Here is a 20,803-nt window from a genome sequence, read left to right as displayed (position 1 = left end):
TTTTCAGCGCAGGATGATCAGCTTGCCCAACACCTGATGCTGCTCTAATCCCAACACCCCTTGCAGCGAATTCAGCACGGCTTGCGGATCCTTGCTCGGAAAGCTGCCGCTGACCTTGCGCGCGCCCAGTTCGTCGTTGAGCAACACGATGCGCCCGGGGTAATAACGCCGCAGATCCTGCACCACATCGGCCAGTGTCGACTTGTAGTAAGTCAGCCAGCCCTGACGCCATGCCAGTTGCGCTTCACTGTCCACGGCGTGGAGTTTTTCCGCGGTGCCTGCGCCGTACGCCACTTGCTGGCCAGCGGTCAGAACCTGCTGTTGGCCATCGCGGGATGCCGTCACGCCGACGCGTCCGGACAGCACTGTCACTTGGGCACCTTGCGGTTGCAGGCGCACTTCGAACTGCGTGCCCAACACTCGCGCCTGGCCTTTCTCGGCCTCCACCACAAAAGGATCGCCCGTGTGAGTCACGCTGAAAAATCCGGCGCCCCGGCGCAGTTGCACATGCCGCTCGCCGTGACTGAAATCCACGGCGATGGCGCTGTCGGCGTCCAGCGTCACCTGCGATTGATCGGCGAGGATCACGGTGCGGATCTCGCCCGGTGCCGACACGTAATCGGCGCCCAGATCATCGATCCAGCGCTGCGGCTGCCAACCTGTGCCGAGGCTGATCATCAACAACAGACAGGCCGCCATGGCCAGCGCGCCGGCCCAGCGTCGAACCGGTACACGGCGCGGTTGGTCCATCGCATTGAGCAAACCCTGCAACGCCAGCGCGTCTTCATCGGCCAGAGTGCGCGCCGGCCCTTCGCTCAATTCCCAAACCACCTGCGCCTGGGCGTAGGCCTCGGCGTGAGCCGGGTCAGCGTGCAGCCACTGGCTGAAGGTCAGTTGATCACCGGTGCTCGGGCGGTCGTGCAGCAGGCTCAGCCAGGCAAAAGCGGCCTGTTCCTGCGCGGGCGTCGGTACGACGCGTTCGGTGTTGTTCACGGTGCTTTCCCTGGCATGCGTGGCGCGGGTTCGCGCAGGCTGGCCTTGCAGGCCTCGAGGGCGCGCATCATATGTTTTTCCACAGCGCTTTGGGACAGGCCCATGGCCTTGGCGATCTCGGCGTACTTGCGCCCGTGGATGCGATTGAGCAAAAAGATCTGCCGCGTGCGCTCGGGCAGCGCGCGCAACGCCGCCTCGACGTGGCGCAAATCGTTGCCCGCTTCGAGCGCCGCCTGCGGTTCGCTGGCGCTGCTGTCCGGCTCGTCCGGTTGCCAGCCTTCGGTGACTCGAACTCGCGCGCCTTCGCTGCGCAAATGGTCGATGGCGATATTGCCGGCGCAGCGCAAAAGATAAGTGCTGAGTTCTTCGACCTGCACCAGCGGCCGACGCCAGAAACGCAGGAACAGGTCCTGCACCAGATCCGCCGCGGTCGCCCGGCAACCGACGCGCCGGCTCACCAGCGCTTCCATCTGCGAACGCTGGGACAGGAACACCTGAAGAAAATGCGCACGGGCGCCATGGGGCTCGTCGTCACGGTGTTCGGGAGGATGGCCGATCAGCATGTCACCACCACGCCCATGCGGCGACGGGCGCAGCCAACAGGCTCAACGCCGCCAGCGACAATGCCAGTTTTGGTCGGTACGGCATCAGCAGCACCAGCAACAATGCGCTGAACATCGACACGGCGAACCAGTCGACCAGACCAAATCCCCAGTCTTTGGCAGCCACGGCGGCCCAGAGTGAAAGGCACAGCAGCAACCAACCGGCGAGCTTCAGATTTCTAACTCGTCGGGATGAGGGCTTGCGACCCAGCAGCTCATCGTGATGCCGTGGCATCGACAGGCACAACGCTGTGAATCCGACGTAACACAGCAACAGCGCCAGCAACATCAGCGCGTCCCCTGCTCAAGCGTGATCGGCCGGGTCGTTTCACGACGTGTTTTTTCCACTCGGACGGTGTGAGCGGCACGCTGCATTTTCCAGGCAGCCCACGCCAGAAGCAGACCGGCAGCAAGACAGGTCAGGTCGAAACCGGCCAATGCCCAGTCCTTCTGCGCCAGCGTGACGCCGAGGTGATGCGCAGTGGTCAACGCGTTGAGCAACGGCACCGTGGTGAACAGCAGCGCTGCCAGCGTCAATTGTTCGACCCAGGCTTTGCGACCGGGCCGGAGCAACGCATGCACCAGGCTCAATGTCCAAGCGATGAAGAATGTGTTCACTTCCCAGTTGGCTCGGCCGTCGAGACTCAGTGGCAACAGACGGTTGGCCCAGAAGAACGCCGCCACCGCACCGATCAGCCCGGCCATGCTGGCGATGTTCAGCACTTCGACCAGCCGCAGTTCGAACGGCATCACCCCGGTTTTGGCGTGTTTGAGCTGACGCTTGCCGAGCCAGATCACCAGTCCGGTGCCGATCATTGCCGTGCCGGCCAGGCCGCAGATGAAATACAGCCAGCGCAGCACCGGGCCGGCGAAGTGGCCGATGTGCAGACCATAAAAACTGCCGGCAATCGCCATCGGCAGCGGCTTGGCCGGAGTCGCATCGAGGATTTGCCCGCTCACTCCATTGAAGGTCACGTCGTTACCGTATTCGTAGGTGATCCTGTCGGAGCTGGCACGCGCCACCTGCACGGAGGCATTGGCGTCGCCGGGGTTGATCACGGTCACCCGCGCAACATTACCACCGCCCAATTGTTCGCTCGCACGCGCCAGCAGCGGCGCCATTGCAGGTAATGTGGCGGGTATGCCTGCGCGCTCCGGTGTGGGCGCTTCGGGAAACACTTCGTCGTAAAACGCACTGCGATCGCTGCCATAGGACACCAGGAGGCTCGCCGGCATCACCATCGCCATGAAGATCACCAGACTGCTGTAGGTGATCATCAGGTGAAAAGGCAGCACCAGCACGCCCACCGCGTTATGTCCGTCGAGCCAGGAGCGCTGGCCTTTGCGCGGACGGAAGGTAAAGAAGTCCTTGAAGATTTTCTTGTGGGTAATGATGCCGGTGATCAGTGCGATGAACATCACCATCGCAGCGCTGGTCGCCAGCCAGCGACCCCACGGATAAGGCATTTGCAGCTGGAAGTGAAAGCGGTAGAAGAACTCGCCGCCAAAGCTTTTGCGCACGGGCACTTCGGCACCGGTCTGAGCGTCGAGGATCTTTTCGGTGAATCTGCCGCGCTCGCCGGGTCTGGCCGGGGCTTGCTGCCAACTTACAGATATTCCGGGATCGCGCGCATCGGGAAGCGTGATCTGCCAGCTCGGCGCGTCGGGTGCACGCTGCTGCAGATAGGTTTGAGCAAGCGTCAGGCTCGCGGCGGCATCGAGCGGGCGTGACGGGATTTCCGGCTGCATCCAGTGATTGATCTCGTCCTTGAAATAGGCCAGCGTCCCGGTCAGGAAAATCGCGAACAACAGCCAGCCGAAGACCAGCCCGGTCCATGTATGCAGCCAGGCCATCGCCTGCCGAAAACCCTCTTTCATGCCAGACCCAGACCGCGCGCAGCCCCGGAAACAGTCGCCAGAATCACGCTCGGCACCAGCAGACCGACCCACGCCGACCACGCCGTGCGACAGGCGAAACACCAGAGCACCGCCACCAGATAGACCAGAAACGAAACGGTCATGCCGGTCACCACCGCCTCGGCACGGTTCAGCGGCAGCCACAGCGTCAGCGTGACACTGGCCAGCGCCGCGACCAGATAGCCGCCAAACACCGCCGCGAGCACCCGCGAAGTGACGGCCAGACGATAGGACATGGGGAGTGCGGCGAGTTTGGCTTTCATGTTTCGACCCTGAAACGATTAACGTCCGACCAAGACGCCGAACGACAGGTGAGCAATATTAATGATAAATATTCTCATACGCAAAAGAGTCTGATTGCCGGGCATCCCTGACAGCCCTACAATGCGAACCATTCTTGTTCTCTAACGCATCCCGCATGCGCCCGGAGTGATGCCGTTGTCGTCCGCCCATCCTGTCGAATCGCTCTACCAGGCCCACCACAGCTGGCTCACCGGCTGGCTGCGGCGCAGACTCGGCTGCCCGGACAGCGCCGCCGACCTGGCCCAGGACACCTTCATTCGGCTGCTGACCGCCCGCGAGCCGGCGGTGATCATCGAGCCGCGCGCATTCCTCACCACCTTGGCCAAGCGCGTGCTGTTCAACCATTACCGCCGCCAGGACCTGGAGCGCGCCTATCTCGACACCCTCGCGCAGATGCCGGAAATGGTCGCGCCTTCAGAAGAAGAGAAAGCGATCATCCTGCAAACCCTGATGGAGCTGGATCAGTTGCTCGATGGTCTGCCGCGCGCCGTCAAACGCGCATTTCTGCTGGCGCAGGTCGATGGCCTGACCTATCCGCAGATCGCCACCGAACTGGGCATTTCCGTCGCCACGGTCAAACGTCATCTGAATAAAGCGGCGATGCGCTGCTACTTCGCCCTGTGAACCCGCCGATGGATTTTTCCGCGCAGGTCGCCGAACAGGCGGTGCACTGGTTGCTGGAAATGCAGCAGGGCCCCTTGAACCCGCGTCAGCAACAAGCCTGGCAGCAATGGATCGACGCCCACAGCGAACACCGCCGCGCTTGGGAGCACATTCAGCGAGTCAATTCGCGGTTGCGCGGGTTGTCGTCGCCACTGGCCCACGCCGCGTTGAATGCGCCGAAGTCCGGCAGCCGTCGTCAGGCACTCAAATTTTTGCTGATTCTCGGCGCTGGCTCGGCGGTGACCTGGGGCATGCGCGAGCACAATCCTCTGCCATCGCTGCTGGCCGATTACCGCAGCCCGATCGGTCAGCGACGCAAGATCTCGCTCGGCGCCGGCGGCCAATTGCAGCTCAACACCGCCAGCGCGGCGGATGTCCGGGGCGATGGCCTGATCCGCCTGCTCGAAGGCGAAATGCTGCTGACCGCCACTCAATCCTTCGAAGTGCAAACCGCCCAAGGCCTGTTGAAAACCCAGGGTGCGCGGATCAACGTGCGGCAGTTTGCCGACCGTACACAGATCGCACTGTTTGAAGGTCGGGTCGAATTGAACGCGCAAGGTCGCGCGCCGATGCTGCTGCCGGTCGCCCGACAACTGAGTTTCAGCGCCACCTCCATCATTGACGCCAAACCACTGGACGCCAACAGCGGTGCCTGGGCCGACGGCATGCTGGTGGCCGCACACATGCGCCTTGGCGATTTCCTCGATGAACTCGGTCGCTACCGTCGCGGGCAGCTCCATTGCGATGCGAAAGTCGCTGATTTACTGATCTCCGGGACTTATCCACTGGACGACAGCGAGCGGATTCTCGACCTGCTGGAAATCAGCCTGCCCGTGAAAGTGAAGCGTTTTACTCGCTATTGGGTGACGGTCGAAGCCAGAGCCTGATCGCTCCCACGCTCTGCGTGGGAACGCAGCCCCGGGACGCTCCGCGTCCCCCGTAAAAATAAATGAGCCGTTTTTCAGATCTGGCGTGACAGAGAAGGAAAGCCCCCTTGATTCAACCTTCTCAGGACTGTCCTTCATGCAACCCACCCGCCTCACGCCGCTGGCCCGAACCCTGCGTAACCTCGTCCTCGGCGCCAGCCTGAGCTTCAGCGCCCTGCCCCTTGCGCAGGCTGCCGACACCAAGGCTTATCACATCGCCCCGTCGTCGTTGGAGAACGCCCTCAACCAGTTCGGCCGTGAAGCCGGTGTGCTGATTTCGTTCGGCTCGCAAGTCACCAGCGGCGTGCAGAGCCGTGGCCTAGAAGGCAGCTACACAGCCGAGCAAGGTCTGAACGCGCTGCTCGAAGGCACTGGTCTGCAAGCCCGCGCCGAAGGTGGCAATGCCTTCAGCCTGCAACCGTCGAACGACGGCGCACTGGAGCTGGACACCTCGAGAGTGGTCGGCGACTGGTTGGGTGAAGCGGCGCAGGTCAACGTCTTCGAACATCCCGGTGCCCGTGACGTGATCCGCCGCGAAGAATTCGAACGCCAGGGCGCGACTCAGGCCCGCGATGTGCTCAACCGCATTCCCGGGGTCAACGCGCCGGAAAACAACGGCACCGGCAGCCACGACATGGCGCTGAACTTCGGTATTCGCGGTCTCAACCCGCGCCTGGCCGCACGTTCGACGGTGTTGATGGACGGCATTCCGGTGCCGTTCGCGCCTTACGGTCAGCCGCAGTTGTCGTTCGCGCCGATCAGCATGGGCAACATGGATGCGGTGGACGTGGTGCGCGGCGGCGGCGCCGTGCGTTACGGCCCGCAGAACGTCGGCGGCGTGGTCAACTTTGTGACCCGGGCGATTCCGGACGAGCCGACCGTCAAGGGCGGCTTCCAGACCGAAACCAGCCCATCGTCCAGCCACGACGGCTTCAAGACCAGCGCCAACCTGCTGGCCGGCGGCACCAATGCCAACGGCCTGGGCGGCGCCCTGCTGTACTCCGGCACTCGAGGCGGCGACTGGCGCGAACACAGCGACACGGAAATCGACGACCTGATCCTCAAGGGCAAATACCAGCTCGACGAAGCCAACAGCTTCAACGCCATGGCCCAGTATTACGAAGGCAAGGCCGACATGCCGGGCGGCCTGAACGTCGCCGATTACGATGCCGACCCGTATCAGTCGACCCGGCCGAAAGACCAGTTCTGGGGCCGTCGCACGATGTTCAATGTCGGCTACCGCTATCAGGAAGACCGCCGCGAATTCACCGCCAATACTTTCTTCACCAAGACCCTGCGCAGCGGTTATCTGGACCAGGGCACCTTCCTCTCCCTGTCGCCGCGCGAGTATTGGGTTCGCGGTCTGGAAACCCGTTTCGCTCAAGGCTTCGACCTCGGCGCCACCAGCCATGAAGTCGGCGTCGGCTATCGCTATATCAACGAGGCCGGCCACGAACTGCGCTATCGCACGCCGATCAGCAGCAATGAGTACCCGACCACCAATAGCCGCAATGACCGCGACACGCGCGGCGGCACCGAAGCCAATGCGTTTTTCGTCGATGACCGGATCGACATCGGCAAGTGGACGATCACCCCGGGTGTGCGCTACGAGATGATCGAATCGCAACAGACCAACAACCTGACCAACGTCAAATACAAGGGTGACTACAACACCGCGCTGCCGGCGCTGAACGTGCTGTATCACCTGTCCGACAGCTGGAACCTGTACGCCAACACCGAAGGTTCGTTCGGTAGCGTGCAATACAGCCAGATGCCCAACCGCGTCAGCAGCGGCGAAGTAAAACCGGAGAAGGCCCGCACCTGGGAAGTCGGCACCCGTTACGACAACGGTGCCCTGCGAGCGGAAATCGGCGCGTTCCTGATCAACTTCGACAACCAGTACGAAAGCAACCAGACCAATGATTCGGTGATCGCCCGTGGCGAAACCCGGCATCAGGGCATCGAGACCAGCATCAATTATGCTCTCGACGACTTGAGCCCGGCGCTGGCCGGCTTCGATGTTTACGCCACTTACGCCTATGTGAACGCGACCATCCGCGAAGACGGGCCGAACAAGGGCAATCGTGTGCCGTTCTCGTCGAAACACAAAGGCACGATCGGCGTCGGTTACACCGAAGGGCCATGGAAACTCAACCTGGACAGCAGCTTCCAGAGCGACCAGTTCGCCGACAACGCCAACACCTCGAAAGAAAGCGCCGACGGCAGCACCGGCAAGATCCCCGGCTACATGCTGTTCAGCAGCCGTGCCGGTTATGACTTCGGCCCGCAGCTGTCGGACCTGAACGTGGCGGTGGGGGTGAAGAACATCTTCAACACGCAATACTTCACCCGCTCGTTCGATGACAACAACAAGGGCAAGTATGTCGGCGAGCCGCGCACGGTGTACGTGCAGACCTCCGTGGCTTTCTGATCCTGTTGAAAACAGAAAGGGCCTGCAATTGCAGGCCCTTTCTCATTGGGTGGCTTGGAAAATCAGCGCATCAACTGTTGATCGCTGCCTGTTCGTTCTCGTCAAACTCCTCCGCCAACAGCTTGTCATTGGCTTTGCTTGTGAATGGCACCACAGCGGCTCGCGGTTTGCCGCGCAGTTTGCCAAACAGGTGCTCCAGCGCGTGCTCCAGTTTTTCGGCTGCACCATCGATCGCCTGTTCCAGCGAATCGGCTTTGTGGGTGACGGAAATCGGTTGATGGCCTTTTGGCCGCGCTTCCAGTTGGCAGCGCAAATCATGAGGACCTGGTTTGTCACCGTTCTCGTCGCTCAGGTGGACTTCGACACGGGTCAGGTCTTCCTCATAACGGTCGAGCGTGCTCTCAATTGTGGTGCGTACCCACTCCTCCAGTCGTTTGCTGCTTTGAATATGGTTGTCGCTGTTGACTTGGATTTGCATAGTTCATCCCTTATTTCAGCTAGCTCGCAAGAGGCCTGGAACAGGATTTCGTGACCTCTTGATTACAACAATCGGCCCGCCGGACGAACATTTCAACCCCTGAAAAAAGATAAATATTCATTCGCAAAAAAAGCCGGACAACCGAGTAAAGCGCTGGTAAGGTCGGGAGTTGGGTTGCCCCGCCACCCCGAAAAATCTGCTCACAATTGGCCATCACCCAACGGGTGCAGGCTGCGAAAAATCCCCGCCTCTTCCACCAGCCAGTCATGCACCGCCCGCACCCCCGGATGGCTCAGGGCCCCCGGCGCATAAAGCAAGACATAGCGCTTGTGATTGGGCACCGAAATCCCGAACGGCACGATCAACGTCCCTCGCTCCAGCTCGTCGTTGAGCAGCGTGCGCCGGGCAATCGCCACGCCCATGCCGGCAATCGCCGCTTCGATGGTCAGGTGGTTGCGATTGAACGTGTGCCCGCGCCGCACATCGGCACCCTCGAAACCGATGGCATTCAGATAAAACTCCCACTCCGCGTATTCATAGCTGCCGCGCCAAGCGGTGATGTCATGCAACAGCGGGAAGTGCACCAGATCCGCCGGCCCGTGCAGCGGCGGCCGTCCGCGCAACAGGCCCGGTGCGCACACCGGAAATATCTGCTCGTCGAGCAAGGCTGTGGATAACAGTCCCGGATAACTGCCGTCGTTCAGGTCGATCGCCAGGTCGAAATCCCCCTCATGCAACGGCACGCTGCTGTCCTCGGCCACCAGCCGCAGCTGGATGTCCGGGTAACGCTGTTGCAGGCGCGGCAGGCGCGGGGTCAGCCATTTGCTGAGGAACGATGGAATCGAGCGCACCCGCAGAATCCCGCTGATCATCCCCGCATCCAGCCGACGCAATTCCGCGTCGATGCTGCCGTAAGCCTCGTTGACCGTGATCGCCAGTCGCTGCCCTTCCGCGCTCAACTCCACGCCTCGCGCACGGCGATGAAACAGGCGAAATCCCAGCCGCTCTTCCAGCTGTCGGATTTGCTGACTCACCGCCCCCGGCGTGATGTGCAGTTCTTCGGCACAACGGGTGAATGACAGGTGCCGCGCGGCACAGGAAAACACCTGCAGCCAGACGTAAGTCTGGGCATGCAATTGACGACTCATGGTTTAGTCCTGCTAAAGGCTTACTTAGGAAGTTTCGTTAGTCACGTCGAAGCGAGGTAGGCAGTATCGCCGACATTGCGCTTGTCCTACAAAAAATGGCAGCGATTCCTACTCCATTGCTTGTAAGGGTTTAGCATGGCTATCAGTGTTTTCGATCTATTCAAAGTCGGCATCGGCCCGTCCAGTTCCCACACCGTCGGCCCGATGCGCGCCGCCGCGACCTTCGCCCAGGCGCTGATCGACCAGCATTTGCTGAACGATGTGCAGCGGGTGGAAATCCGTTTGTACGGCTCGCTTTCGGCCACCGGTGTCGGCCATGCCACTGACCGCGCGACGGTCATGGGTTTGATGGGCGAATGGCCGGACAGCATTGATCCGTCGACCATCGAGCCTCGTATCCAGCAACTGCGCGAGACCGGCCAACTGTTTCTGGTCGGTGAACGTTCAATTGCCTTCAACTGGCAGCACGATCTCCTGCTGCTGGACGAGAGCCTGCCCTACCACCCGAACGCCATGTCGCTGACGGCCTTCGGTGCATCCGGCCAACTGTTCGAGCAAACGTACTACTCCGTCGGCGGCGGTTTCATCATCGAAGCGGCCGAAGCCGAATCCGGCGTAGCGCCGGCCGGCGACGTCGAGTTGCCTTACGAATTCTCCAGCGCCGTCGAACTGCTGGCGCTGTGCAAGCAACACAACCTGCGGGTGTCCGAACTGATGATGGCCAACGAACGGGCCTGGCGCAGCGACGCCGAGATCCGTCAGGGCCTGCTGCACATCTGGTCGGTGATGCGCGAATGCGTCGAGCAAGGCCTGCGTCACGAAGGCATCCTGCCTGGCGGTCTGAATGTTCCCCGCCGCGCTGCGAAATTGCACCGTAGCCTGCTGGAAATCGGCAAGCCGAACGTCATCAGTTCGACCCTGTCGGCGATGGAGTGGGTCAACCTGTTCGCCCTCGCCGTCAACGAAGAAAACGCTGCCGGCGGGCGCATGGTGACCGCGCCGACCAACGGCGCTGCCGGGATCATTCCGGCCGTTCTGCACTACTACATGAAATTCAATCCGGACGCGTCCGACGACGACGTGGTCGCGTTCTTTCTGGGCGCGGCAGCGGTCGGCATCCTGTGCAAGAAAAACGCCTCGATCTCCGGCGCCGAAGTCGGCTGCCAGGGCGAAGTCGGCTCTGCCTGCGCCATGGCCGCTGCGGGTCTGGCCGATGTGCTGGGCGCTACGCCCGAGCAACTGGAAAACGCCGCCGAAATCGGCCTGGAACACAACCTCGGCCTGACCTGCGACCCGGTCGGCGGCCTTGTGCAGGTGCCGTGCATCGAGCGCAACGCCATCGCTGCGGTGAAGGCGATCAACGCCACGCAAATGGCCCTGCGCGGCGACGGCAAACACTTCATTTCCCTGGACCGGGTGATCCGCACCATGCGCGATACCGGCGCCGACATGCATGACAAATACAAAGAGACTTCACGGGGCGGCCTGGCCGTGAGCTGGGTGGAGTGCTGAGGAGCACTCCCTGACCGCCCGTAACACGTGAGCCCGAGCAAGAATAATAACGAGGCAAAAACGATGACCGATGTACGCACACCTGCTGCCGAAAATCCCGCTGTAGACCGCACACGCAATAACGAAACAGCCCACAAGGGCTGGAGCAAATTCGACACCACCTGGATGCTCGGCCTGTACGGCACGGCCATTGGTGCCGGCACCTTGTTCCTGCCGATCAACGCCGGTGTTGGCGGCTTCTGGCCGTTGCTGATCCTGGCGTTGCTGGCGTTCCCGATGACCTTCTTCGCGCACCGTGGCCTGACCCGCTTCGTGCTGTCCGGCCGCTCCGGTGACATCACCGAAGTGGTGGAAGAACACTTCGGCATCGGTGCCGGCAAGCTGATCACGCTGCTGTATTTCTTCGCGATCTTCCCGATCCTGCTGGTGTACAGCGTGGCGCTGACCAACACCCTCAGCAGCTTCCTCGAACATCAATTGCACATCGCCCCGCCACCGCGAGCGGTACTGTCGCTGGCGTTGATCCTCGGTCTGATGGCCATCGTCCGCTGCGGTCAGAGCGTGATCGTCAAAGCCATGAGCGTGCTGGTGTATCCGTTCGTCGCCGCGCTGCTGTTGCTCGGCTTCAGCCTGATTCCGAACTGGAACGGCGCGTTCTTCGCCAGTGCTCAAGAACCGATGGAAATGTCGGTGTTCCTCAAGACCCTGTGGCTGGCGATCCCCGTGATGGTGTTCTCGTTCAACCATTCGCCGATCATCTCTGCGTTCGCCGTCGAGCAGAAACAACGCTACGGCGACCAGGCCGAGCGCAAGAGCAGCGGCATCCTCGCCATGGCCCACGGCATGATGGTGGTGACCGTGATGTTCTTCTGCTTCAGTTGCGTGCTGGCGCTGTCGCCGGCGAACCTGGCAGCGGCCAAGGCGCAAAACATCTCGATCCTGTCGTACCTGGCCAACCACTTCCAGACTCCGGTCATCGCTTACGCCGCGCCGCTGATTGCGCTGGTGGCGATCACCAAATCCTTCCTCGGCCATTACATCGGCGCCAGCGAAGGCTTTCAGGGCATGATCGTCAAAAGCCTGCGCAGCCGTGGCCGGGTGATGTCGGCGAGCTGGCTGAACCGTGCGACCGCACTGTTCATGATTCTCAGCTGCTGGGCCGTGGCGACCTTCAACCCGAGCATCCTCGGCATGATCGAAACTCTTGGCGGGCCGGTGATTGCCTGCCTGTTGTTCCTGATGCCGATGTACGCAATCCGCCGTGTGCCAGCCTTGCGCCAGTATTCGGGCCAGGTGTCGAACGTGTTCGTGGTGCTGATCGGCCTGATTGCACTGTCAGCGATCATCTACTCGGTTCTGCCCTGAAACGGGCCGTAAACGAAGAAGGCGAGCCATGGGCTCGCCTTCTTTTTGGCCGGTTTCATTGTTCGACAATATTCCCGGCATGTCCCTTGCTACATCGCTGAAGGAGACAGGACCACGGAAGGGCCGATGGTCAGGTTTGGCGAACCAACCCGATCAAGGCCGGTCAACAACTGCACGTTCAATCAGGCGGTGACGCATCATGGACAATCCTTTTCAGATCATTACCGATGCCTTTGCGCCGGACTATCAGATCAACCTGAGCATTCAGGGCCTCGACGGCAGCATCATGCTGACCCTCTCCAATGGCGGCCGGATCGTCGCCAAACGGATGATCAGCGCCGAACAGCGCAATGATCCCAAGCGCCTGAAGCGCCTGGTGCAAAGCATTCAGTTCGGCATCGCCATCGAGCAGGGCCACAGCGCCATGGCGGTACTCGACGCCATGACCCGCGGTGACGCAATCACTCCGCCACCGCGTCAGGCCAAACATCAGCCCCGGCCAACGGCCGGCCTTTAGAGTTCGCCCTTCTCCACTTCCGGATGTTCACTGGAGCCCGTGCCGATCTTGCGGTGCGGGTTCTCGATTTTCACCGAAGGAAACTGCGAGGAGGCGTAACGCACCACCAGAATCGAGAATGCGAGCAGCAGAATCCCGCCGCACAGGTAAATGATCCCCATGTCCGGCGGATTGTGGTGCGAGACGTTGGAGATCAGCAGGCGCGTCAGTGCCGTAATCGCCACGTAGATCAGGAAGCGCACCGGCATGTGGTTGGTCTTGAAGTAAATCCCGACCATCGCCCCCAGTTCCAGATAGATGAACAGCAACAGAATGTCATCGATCTTGATGTGCCCTTCCTCGAGCATCCCGAGAAATTCCATCACCGCCGCCCAGGCGGTTACCGCACCAATGGCGAACAGCGCCAGGTAATGGAAGGTCTCGACGAACAGGTTGCCCAGGGACTCGGCCAGTTGATGCACGTTTTGCCGCAGTTTCTCGGCCCAGTTGATTTTCACGATGAAGGTTCCTTAGCCCGGTTCGAGCGGATGTTGCTTGCTGGACGTGACGGTTATTGCGCACGTACGCAGATGCATGCAGAAAAGAGGCCACGCCATCATGGCGAGCCGCCGCGAAACCCGCGCCGTGGCGTTTGGTCGCACCTGTGCGCAGGCGTCGGGCTGACAAAATCCGAATCCGGTCTACATTGAAAAGCCACTACCCAAAGCGCAGGGATTCGCTTATCCTTTTCGCTGTATATAGATACAGTAGTCGCGAAGACAACTTAATGTGAAGGCATGTGAGGTGGTGAATGGCCGTCGAAGTGGTATACCGCAGCAGCCGAGATCTGGAGCGCTTGTTCATGGATAAAGCCGAAGCTGACCGTCATGACAAAATGCTCGAACTGGCCGAACTATTGGCCGAAGTGCTGGAAAAAGCCGTTCCATCGTTGAGCGAGCAGCAAGTGGAAGAAGTTGGGATCTTCATGGCGAAGAACCGCGATGTATTCGCCCGGGCGTTCAAGAGCCAGCCTGATGCCCTGTCGGAGCTAATCAACGCACCGGCTGCACCGGTTGTGGCAACCGAGCCAGCAGACGTGGCTGAACCGGTAGAAGCGCCAGCCAAACCTGCCAAAGCGGCAAAGGCTGCGAAGTAATTGAAGCCTCTGAATTGAATAGCCCCTGAGTTGAAAGACTCAGGGGCTTTTTCATGCCCGGACGAATCTCAGCGGTACAACACCTTTTCCGCCAGTTCGTCAGCCACCCGCGCGGGTGAACGTTTTTCCGCCTGGGCGTGGGCGAAGACTTCGGTAAGGCGCGAGCTGATCTTCGACAGGTGCGCAGTGATGGTCGTCAGCTCTTCGCCCCGATGCTTGAGGGAAACGTAGATCAGCCCGCCGGCATTGATCACGTAATCCGGCGCATACAGGATGCCGCGCCGTTCCAGTTGATCGGCGACGTCCAGGTGCGTCAGCTGATTGTTGGCCGAACCCGCCACCGCCGAGCAGCGCAACTGGGTGACCGTGTGGCTGTTGAGCACACCGCCCAAACCGCACGGCGCGAGAATGTCGCATGGCGTGCTGAGCAACGCGTCGTTGGCGATCGGATGGGCGTTGAGCTGCTCCATCGCCAGTTGCACTTTGCCGTGGTCGATGTCGCTGACCAATAGTTCGGCACCGGCAGCGTGCAGCTGTTCAGCGAGGGCATAACCGACGTTGCCCAGCCCCTGAATCGCCACGCGCAAGCCTTCGAGATTGTCGCTGCCCAACCGCGCCATGGCCGTGGCGCGAATCCCGGTGAACACGCCCATCGCCGCATGCGGTGCAGGGTCGCCGGCCGAGGTGGTACTGGTGACATGCTGGGTCTGCTGGGCGATGCAATCCATGTCCGCCACCGAAGTGCCGCTGTCGATGGCGGTGATGTAGCGCCCGTCGAGCTGATCGATGCAACGGCCGAAGGCTTCGAACAGTGCGGCGCGGTTTTCCACGTGGGCCGGCCGCACGATCACGGCCACCCCACCGCCTTGGGCGAGACCAGCCAATGCGGCCTTGTAGCTCATGCCCTGGGCCAGGCGTATGGCATCCTCGACTGCGGATTCGTCGTTCGGATAGGCAAGATAACGACACCCGCCCAGGGCTGGCCCGAGGCGACTGTTATGGATGGCAATGACCGCCTTCAATCCGGACACCGGATCAACGCTAAGGTGCAGCGATTCCAGGCGAGTGCTTTGCATGAGAGCGAACATCGGCAGGCTCCCGAATCACTTCTGGTAGACGCCAGTATAGGCTTGCGCCCGAAAATTGCTGAAGCGCACCGGAATAAGCGCCGCCACCGATTACAGGGTTGTGGCATAACCCGATGGCAGCGCGGCCCGGCACTGGACGAATGGCAAAGACGGGGCTAAAACGAGGCATGCCCCGGAGATTTAGATGAGTCCGCGCCAACGTTTCTTCGATTGTCTGCACCGTTCACCGCCCGCGCTGTTCGAAGCGGCGTTGTGGATGGCCGCCGAGCACGACAAACAAGCCGATCCCGAAGCGCTGTTGCAGGAATTCAAGGAACTGCAGCAGCGGGTCAGCTATGGCTTGCCGTTGCTGCCGGTCAGCGAGCTGGCGCAACCGCTGCTGCGGCGCATGACCGATCTGGGGTTTGCCCAGGATGATTTCGTACCGTTGCGCCCACAGGCAGCGATGGTGCACAAAGTCATGCAGACCAAACGCGGCCAGCCGCTGGCGCTGGCACTGATCGCTCTGGAACTGGCCCGTGGTCTGGAGATTCCGCTGGTTGGCGTGAACTTCCCCGGGCATTTCCTGCTCAAGGTTCCCGGGGCCGATCACCTGCTCGATCCGTGCGGCGGACGACGTCTGTATCCGAACGATTGCCGCGAACTGCTGCATCGCCAGTACGGCCATCAGATGAAACTCAACGCCGACCACCTGCTGACTGCCACTCCTCTGCAAATGCTTCAGCGTCTGTCACGCAACCTGCGCCAGTTGCACCTGACCCACGACGACTTCATCGCGGCGCTGATCGATGCCGAGCGCGTGCTCGAGCTGGGCAACGCCAGCGCCGCCGACTACCTGGCGCGGGCCAGTCTGTACCAGCGTCTCGATTGCCCGAACGCCGAGCGTTTCGATCTGGAGCATGCGCTATTGCTCAGCGACGACCCGATTCAGCGACTTCGCCTGACGGAACGGCTGGGCCATCTGCCACCGAACGCGGTTGTCCACTGAAAAGCGCAGTGGCTGGCGAACGCACCTGAATGATCAGCAACGCCGCAATCACCGCCGGAATCGCGCAGAAGAAGAAAATCTGCTCCACCGGAATGTGCGTTGCCAGCAACAGGCTGCCGAACAGCGGCCCGAGAATCGAGCCGAACCGCCCTACTCCCAATGCCCAGCCGGTGCCGGTAGCGCGCACGTGGGCCGGATAGAAATTGCTGGCGAACGCATTGAGCGTCAGTTGCCCGCCAATGATGCAAAACCCCGCCGTAAACACACAGGCCACCAGATAACGCGGATTGTCGTGGTTCAGGCCCAGCAGGATCGTGCACACCGCCGCGCCGGCCAACACGCCGGACAGCAGTCGCACCTTGCTTTTCAAGCGGTCGGCGAACCACGCCATGCAGATCGCGCCGAGCGTGCCGGCGAACAGGAACATCGACGTCACCAGGTTCGCTTCATTGAGTTTCAGCCCGCTTTCGAGCAGCAGCGACGGCAGCCAGCTGATCATGAAATACAGCAGGATCAGGCTGACGAAAAACGTCGCCCAGATCAGCAAGGTCGGACGGGCGTAACCATTGCGGAACAACTCCACCACGGTCAGTTTGCTGCCCTGCTCGCGCTCATTCTGCTCAACCGATGCGGCGGGCGGTTGCCAGTCTGGCAGCATTCGCGCGGTGACTTTGCGCAGGCGCGCATAGGGTGGTGCGTCACGCAGCAGTCGTGGCAAGGATTCCGGCAGCATCCACCAGAGAAACGGGAACAACAGCAACGGCGTGACACCGCCGGCGAGGAACACCGCTTGCCAACCGAAACGGTCAATGAAACCGGCCGCGACAAAACCACCCGCCGCACCGCCGAAAGAAAAACCGCAGGCCGCCAGCGTCACCATCAGCGTACGCAGGCGTGGCGGTGAATATTCCGACATCAACGCCATGGCGCTGGGCATCGCGCCGCCCATGCCGATGCCGCAGATGAAACGCGCGATCATCAGGGTATTCAGGGAATCGGCGAACACCATCAGCACGGTGAGGCTGGCGTAGATCAGCACGCAGGCGAGCAGAATCCGTCGAACGCCGAAGCGATCGGCCAGCGGCGTCACGGCGAGCGAACCGAGGGTCAGGCCCAGAAGGTTGGCGCTGAATACCGGACCGAATGCGGATTTTTCCAGGCCCCAGTCCTGCGCCAGTGCCGGCACCACGTAACCGAGCACCTGGGCGTCATAGCCGTCGGTGACCAGCAGCAAGGCGAGAAGAATCAGGAGCAACCACTGAAAGCGGGACACAGGACGGGCGTCGAGTGCCGCCCGAAAGCTGGCAATCTGGTTATGCATCGCAAGGTACCTGTTTTGTTTTTATGATTTTTTGCGGGTAACCGTAATGGCTCCCGTGCGCTGCACGGGAGCCATCAAATGCTACTTCGGCGTGTCCGGCTGATTCGCCGGATGCGCCGCAATGAACGCCGGATGTTCAGCAGCCAACGCAGCCACCCGACGAATCCGTGGATACGCCTCCAGCGAAACATTGAAACGCTCGGCCGCGTACAACTGCGGAATCAGGTACACGTCCGCCACACACGGCCACTCGCCGAAACAGAAGCCGCTGTCGCCGATCAACTGCTCCACCGTCGCCAGCCCCTGACTGATCCAGTGGCCGATCCACTCGTTGACCTGCGGCTCGTCATGCCCCAGACCGCGCAGGCGATTGAGCACGCTGACGTTGTGCAGCGGATGCACGTCGCAGCCGATCACCGCCGCCACACCGCGCACCCGGGCGCGGGCAACGAGGTCTTCGGGCAACAACGGCACCTGTGGATAACGCTCCTCCAGATACTCGATGATCGCCGGCGACTGAATCAGCAACTTGCCATCGTCAGTGCGCAGCGCCGGCACCCGGCCCTGGGGATTGATCGCCAGGTACGCCGGTTGCCGATGCTCGCCACCGGGCGGTGCGATCAGGTTGACCGGCAACGCCTGATAGTCGAGGCCCTTGAGCGCCAGCGCAATCCGCACCCGGTACGACGAGGTGGAACGGTAATAGGTGTAGAGATCCATGAGCCGCTCCTGTCAGCGCGCCGCCAGCACGGTGCCACGGCATTCGCCGAAACCGATGGAGGCAAAACCTTCGCGGGCGCAGCGGGCGCGCAGGATGATTTCGTCGCCGTCCTCAAGGAATTTGCGCACCTCACCGGAGGCCAGTTCGATCGGCTTTTTGCCGCCCTCGGTGATTTCCAGCAGGCTGCCGAACTGACCGTTCTCAGGGCCGGACAAAGTGCCCGAACCGAACAGGTCACCGGCCTGCAACTGGCAGCCATTGACGCTGTGGTGCGCGACCATTTGCGCGACGGTCCAGTACATGTAACGGGTGTTGCTCAGGGTCAGGCGATGGGCCGGCAGGTTCTGCTCGCGCATTTTCTCGGTGAGCAGCAGCACTTCCAGCTCGATGTCAAAGCCACCACCCTCCTGATCGCGCTTGTCGAGCAGGTACGGCAGCGGCTGCGGGTCACCTTGCGGACGCGCCGGCTGCGCGGTACGGAATGGCGCCAGCGCTTCGGCGGTCACCACCCATGGCGAGACGCTGGTGATGAAGCTCTTGGACAGGAACGGGCCGAGCGGCTGGTATTCCCAGGCCTGGATGTCACGGGCCGACCAGTCGTTGAGCAGGCAGAAACCGGCGATGTGTTCGGCGGCATCACCAATGGCGATCGGCTCGCCCATCTCGTTGCCCTGACCGATCCAGATCCCCAGTTCCAGCTCATAGTCCAGCCGCGCGCACGGGCCGAAGGTCGGCTCGGTCGCACCGGCCGGCAGGGTCTGGCCTTTAGGGCGGCGCACGTCGGCACCGGAAGCGCGCACAGTGGACGCGCGACCGTGGTAGCCGATCGGCACGTGTTTGTAGTTCGGCAGCAACGGGTTGTCCGGACGGAACAGTTTGCCGACGTTCTGCGCGTGTTCGATGCCGACGTAGAAGTCGGTGTAGTCACTGATGCGCGCCGGCAGGTGCAGCTGGCAATCGGCGGCCAGTGGCAGCAGTTTTGCGCCCTGGGCTTCAATGTTGCCGCGGTGAGTGCTGCCTTCGCTGAACAGTTCCAGCAGACGCTCGCGCAAGGCAGCGCGGGCGTCGCGGCCGAGTTCGAAGAACGCGTTCAACTGACCGCCGCGCATGGCTTCGACTGCACTGCGCGCGGCGCCGTCGAACAGACCGGATTCCAGCGCCACTTGCAGATCGAAGATGTGTTCGCCAATCGCCACGCCCGCGCGCGGTGCCGAACCGTTGGTGCTGAATACGCCCAGCGGCAGGTTCTGCAATGGGAAATCCGCGTGACCGTTGGCCGAGGCGACCCAACTGCGGGTGATGGAATTCTGAGTCATGGGTTATCTCCGGGTCGGATCGAACGTGGCGGGCAGCGTGGCCCAGCAGGCGTCGTAAGTGGATTGCAATTGCGGGCAGTCGAGGGCGAAGCGGCTTGGGCGCAGCACCTGGCTGGTCTCGAACATGAAGGCCATGGTGTTGTCGATCTTCGCCGGTTTGAGGTCCGCGTTGATAGCTTTGGTGCAGGTCTCGCCGTCCGGGCCGTGGGCGCTCATGCAGCTGTGCAGGGACGCGCCGCCGGGCAAGAAACCTTCGGCCTTGGCGTCGTATTCGCCCTGGATCAGGCCCATGAATTCATTCATCAGGTTGCGGTGGAACCACGGCGGACGGAAGGTGTTCTCGGCCACCATCCAGCGCGGCGGGAAGATCACGAAGTCGAGGTTGGCCAGACCGTGGACGCTGGTCGGCGAGGTCAGCACGGTGAAGATCGATGGGTCAGGGTGATCGAAACTGACGGTGCCGATGGTGTTGAAGCGGCGCAGGTCATACTTGTACGGCACGTTGTTGCCGTGCCAGGCGACCACGTTCAGCGGCGAGTGATTGAGTTCGGTACCCCACAACTGGCCGAGGAATTTCTGCACCAGGGTGGTCGGTTGTTGCAGGTTTTCGTAGGCGGCGACCGGGGTCAGGAAATCCCGTGGATTGGCCAGGCCGTTGCTGCCGATCGGCCCCAGGTCCGGCAGGCGCAGTGGCGCGCCATGGTTCTCGGCGACGTACCCGCGTGCTTGCGGGTCGAGCAGTTCGACGCGGAATTTCAGGCCCCGTGGCAACACGGCGATTTCCAGCGGCGCCACGTCCAGCACACCCAGTTCGGTGGCGATGCGCAAGCGACCCAGTTGCGGTACCAGCAGCAGCTCGCCGTCGGCGTTGAAGAACACGCGCTCCATCGAACGGTTGGCGCCATAGTGATAGATGCTGATGCCGGCCGGTTTGTCGGCGCCGGAGTTGGCCGCCATGCTCACCAGACCGTCGATGAAGTCGGTCGGTTCGGTCGGGAGGTCCAGCGGGTTCCAGCGCAGGCGATTGGGGGTCACTTCACCCAACGGGCCGCCCGCCAGTTGCCGCTCCAGTTTGACGAATGCCGGGTGATTGGCCGACGGCTGGATCCGGTACATCCACGTACGCCGCGCTTCGCTGCGGGTCATGGTGAACGCGGTGCCGGAGAACAGTTCGGTGTACAGACCGTACGGGGCTTTCTGCGGGGAGTTCTGGCCGACGGGCAGTGCGCCGGGCAACGCTTCGGAGCTGAATTCGTTGCCGAAACCGGACTGGTAAGCCAGGGCTGAATCGAGGTTCATGGAGCCTCCTGAACAGGGCGTCGGCATGGCCGGACGCTCTGGATCAGAGGTCTTGGCACGCCGGGGTTATTTTTATCGTA

At 61.8% G+C, this 20,803-nt stretch carries 20 protein-coding genes and 1 pseudogene; 8 read left to right on the top strand and 13 right to left on the bottom strand.

Annotated features, from left to right (window positions below):
• Positions 1-3 precede the first annotated feature (3 nt).
• The 5 genes from ACODTD_RS05335 to ACODTD_RS05315 are packed head-to-tail and all read right to left on the bottom strand — an operon-like array spanning position 4 to position 3,775.
• Complete coding sequence (locus tag ACODTD_RS05335) at positions 4-993, bottom strand: FecR family protein (RefSeq protein ID WP_489104588.1); 990 nt, start codon at positions 991-993, stop codon at positions 4-6.
• Positions 990-1,556, bottom strand: a complete 567-nt coding sequence (locus ACODTD_RS05330) for an RNA polymerase sigma factor (protein ID WP_011332530.1) — start codon at positions 1,554-1,556, stop codon at positions 990-992. Before ACODTD_RS05330 ends, ACODTD_RS05335 begins: the two co-directional genes overlap by 4 nt.
• 1 nt (position 1,557) lies before the next feature.
• Positions 1,558-1,884 carry a DUF3325 domain-containing protein gene (locus ACODTD_RS05325; RefSeq protein ID WP_011332529.1) on the bottom strand — a complete coding sequence of 109 codons (327 nt, stop codon included), beginning with the start codon at positions 1,882-1,884 and terminating at the stop codon, positions 1,558-1,560.
• Complete coding sequence (locus tag ACODTD_RS05320) at positions 1,884-3,473, bottom strand: PepSY-associated TM helix domain-containing protein (RefSeq protein ID WP_201819081.1); 1,590 nt, start codon at positions 3,471-3,473, stop codon at positions 1,884-1,886. Before ACODTD_RS05320 ends, ACODTD_RS05325 begins: the two co-directional genes overlap by 1 nt.
• Positions 3,470-3,775 (bottom strand): DUF3649 domain-containing protein, encoded by a 306-nt coding sequence (locus ACODTD_RS05315; protein ID WP_007957267.1) that lies wholly within the window; start codon positions 3,773-3,775, stop codon positions 3,470-3,472. The genes ACODTD_RS05320 and ACODTD_RS05315 overlap by 4 nt, the downstream gene beginning before the upstream one ends.
• A gap of 175 nt (positions 3,776-3,950) precedes the next feature.
• Between ACODTD_RS05315 and ACODTD_RS05310 the strand changes: the two genes are divergently transcribed.
• The 3 genes from ACODTD_RS05310 to fecA all read left to right on the top strand — a co-directional run bounded on the left by ACODTD_RS05310 (position 3,951) and on the right by fecA (position 7,835).
• Complete coding sequence (locus ACODTD_RS05310; RefSeq protein ID WP_285356980.1) at positions 3,951-4,439, top strand: sigma-70 family RNA polymerase sigma factor; 489 nt, start codon at positions 3,951-3,953, stop codon at positions 4,437-4,439.
• Entirely contained in the window at positions 4,436-5,365 is a 930-nt protein-coding gene (locus ACODTD_RS05305) for a DUF4880 domain-containing protein (RefSeq protein ID WP_201819079.1), read from the top strand. The genes ACODTD_RS05310 and ACODTD_RS05305 overlap by 4 nt, the downstream gene beginning before the upstream one ends.
• 136 nt (positions 5,366-5,501) lie before the next feature.
• Positions 5,502-7,835, top strand: coding sequence for a TonB-dependent Fe(3+) dicitrate receptor FecA (gene fecA, locus ACODTD_RS05300; protein WP_489104587.1), 2,334 nt, complete (start codon positions 5,502-5,504; stop codon positions 7,833-7,835).
• Positions 7,836-7,905: 70 nt separating this feature from the next.
• Here fecA and ACODTD_RS05295 read toward each other — a convergent pair whose 3' ends face one another.
• Positions 7,906-8,313: an HPF/RaiA family ribosome-associated protein gene (locus ACODTD_RS05295; protein ID WP_011332524.1), complete on the bottom strand. Its 408-nt coding sequence runs from the start codon at positions 8,311-8,313 to the stop codon at positions 7,906-7,908.
• A 200-nt stretch (positions 8,314-8,513) separates the two neighbouring features.
• On the bottom strand, positions 8,514-9,461 hold the full coding sequence (locus tag ACODTD_RS05290; protein WP_011332523.1) for a LysR substrate-binding domain-containing protein: 948 nt from the start codon (positions 9,459-9,461) through the stop codon (positions 8,514-8,516).
• 135 nt (positions 9,462-9,596) lie between these two features.
• On the opposite strand from ACODTD_RS05290, the gene ACODTD_RS05285 reads away from it, so the two are divergent.
• From ACODTD_RS05285 to ACODTD_RS05275, 3 genes are all read left to right on the top strand, one after another.
• Positions 9,597-10,973 carry an L-serine ammonia-lyase gene (locus ACODTD_RS05285; protein WP_011332522.1) on the top strand — a complete coding sequence of 459 codons (1,377 nt, stop codon included), beginning with the start codon at positions 9,597-9,599 and terminating at the stop codon, positions 10,971-10,973.
• Between the two features lie 63 nt (positions 10,974-11,036).
• Positions 11,037-12,338: an HAAAP family serine/threonine permease gene (locus ACODTD_RS05280; RefSeq protein WP_489104586.1), complete on the top strand. Its 1,302-nt coding sequence runs from the start codon at positions 11,037-11,039 to the stop codon at positions 12,336-12,338.
• A gap of 199 nt (positions 12,339-12,537) precedes the next feature.
• Positions 12,538-12,855 carry a DUF3509 domain-containing protein gene (locus ACODTD_RS05275; protein ID WP_489104585.1) on the top strand — a complete coding sequence of 106 codons (318 nt, stop codon included), beginning with the start codon at positions 12,538-12,540 and terminating at the stop codon, positions 12,853-12,855.
• Here ACODTD_RS05275 and ACODTD_RS05270 read toward each other — a convergent pair.
• Positions 12,852-13,352: a phosphate-starvation-inducible protein PsiE gene (locus tag ACODTD_RS05270; protein ID WP_007957255.1), complete on the bottom strand. Its 501-nt coding sequence runs from the start codon at positions 13,350-13,352 to the stop codon at positions 12,852-12,854. The genes ACODTD_RS05275 and ACODTD_RS05270 overlap by 4 nt on opposite strands.
• Before the next feature lie 293 nt (positions 13,353-13,645).
• Between ACODTD_RS05270 and ACODTD_RS05265 the strand changes: the two are divergent.
• Positions 13,646-13,903 (top strand): annotated as a pseudogene (locus tag ACODTD_RS05265) (YebG family protein); the annotation flags it as partial.
• Between the two features lie 155 nt (positions 13,904-14,058).
• On the opposite strand, the gene ACODTD_RS05260 reads toward ACODTD_RS05265, so the two are convergent.
• Positions 14,059-15,078 carry a Glu/Leu/Phe/Val dehydrogenase family protein gene (locus ACODTD_RS05260; protein ID WP_011332519.1) on the bottom strand — a complete coding sequence of 340 codons (1,020 nt, stop codon included), beginning with the start codon at positions 15,076-15,078 and terminating at the stop codon, positions 14,059-14,061.
• Between the two features lie 184 nt (positions 15,079-15,262).
• Between ACODTD_RS05260 and ACODTD_RS05255 the strand changes: the two genes are divergently transcribed.
• Positions 15,263-16,066 (top strand): SirB1 family protein, encoded by an 804-nt coding sequence (locus ACODTD_RS05255; protein ID WP_011332518.1) that lies wholly within the window; start codon positions 15,263-15,265, stop codon positions 16,064-16,066.
• Here ACODTD_RS05255 and ACODTD_RS05250 read toward each other — a convergent pair.
• From ACODTD_RS05250 to hmgA, 4 genes are all read right to left on the bottom strand, one after another.
• The gene (locus ACODTD_RS05250; RefSeq protein WP_011332517.1) at positions 15,990-17,387 is read right to left on the bottom strand and encodes an MFS transporter; all 1,398 of its coding nucleotides are present in this window, start codon (positions 17,385-17,387) and stop codon (positions 15,990-15,992) included. The two genes, ACODTD_RS05255 and ACODTD_RS05250, sit on opposite strands and share 77 nt — an antisense overlap.
• An 81-nt stretch (positions 17,388-17,468) precedes the next feature.
• On the bottom strand, positions 17,469-18,107 hold the full coding sequence (gene maiA / locus ACODTD_RS05245; protein WP_011332516.1) for a maleylacetoacetate isomerase: 639 nt from the start codon (positions 18,105-18,107) through the stop codon (positions 17,469-17,471).
• Between the two features lie 12 nt (positions 18,108-18,119).
• Positions 18,120-19,424, bottom strand: coding sequence for a fumarylacetoacetase (gene fahA, locus ACODTD_RS05240; protein WP_011332515.1), 1,305 nt, complete (start codon positions 19,422-19,424; stop codon positions 18,120-18,122).
• Positions 19,425-19,427: 3 nt separating this feature from the next.
• A complete protein-coding gene (gene hmgA / locus ACODTD_RS05235) occupies positions 19,428-20,723 on the bottom strand; it encodes a homogentisate 1,2-dioxygenase (protein ID WP_221615062.1) in 1,296 nt (431 codons plus the stop codon).
• Between the last annotated feature and the right edge of the window lie 80 nt (positions 20,724-20,803).

It is taken from the genome of Pseudomonas sp. FG35, from assembly GCF_057809295.1.
This window is presented reverse-complemented; position numbering and strand designations above follow the sequence as displayed.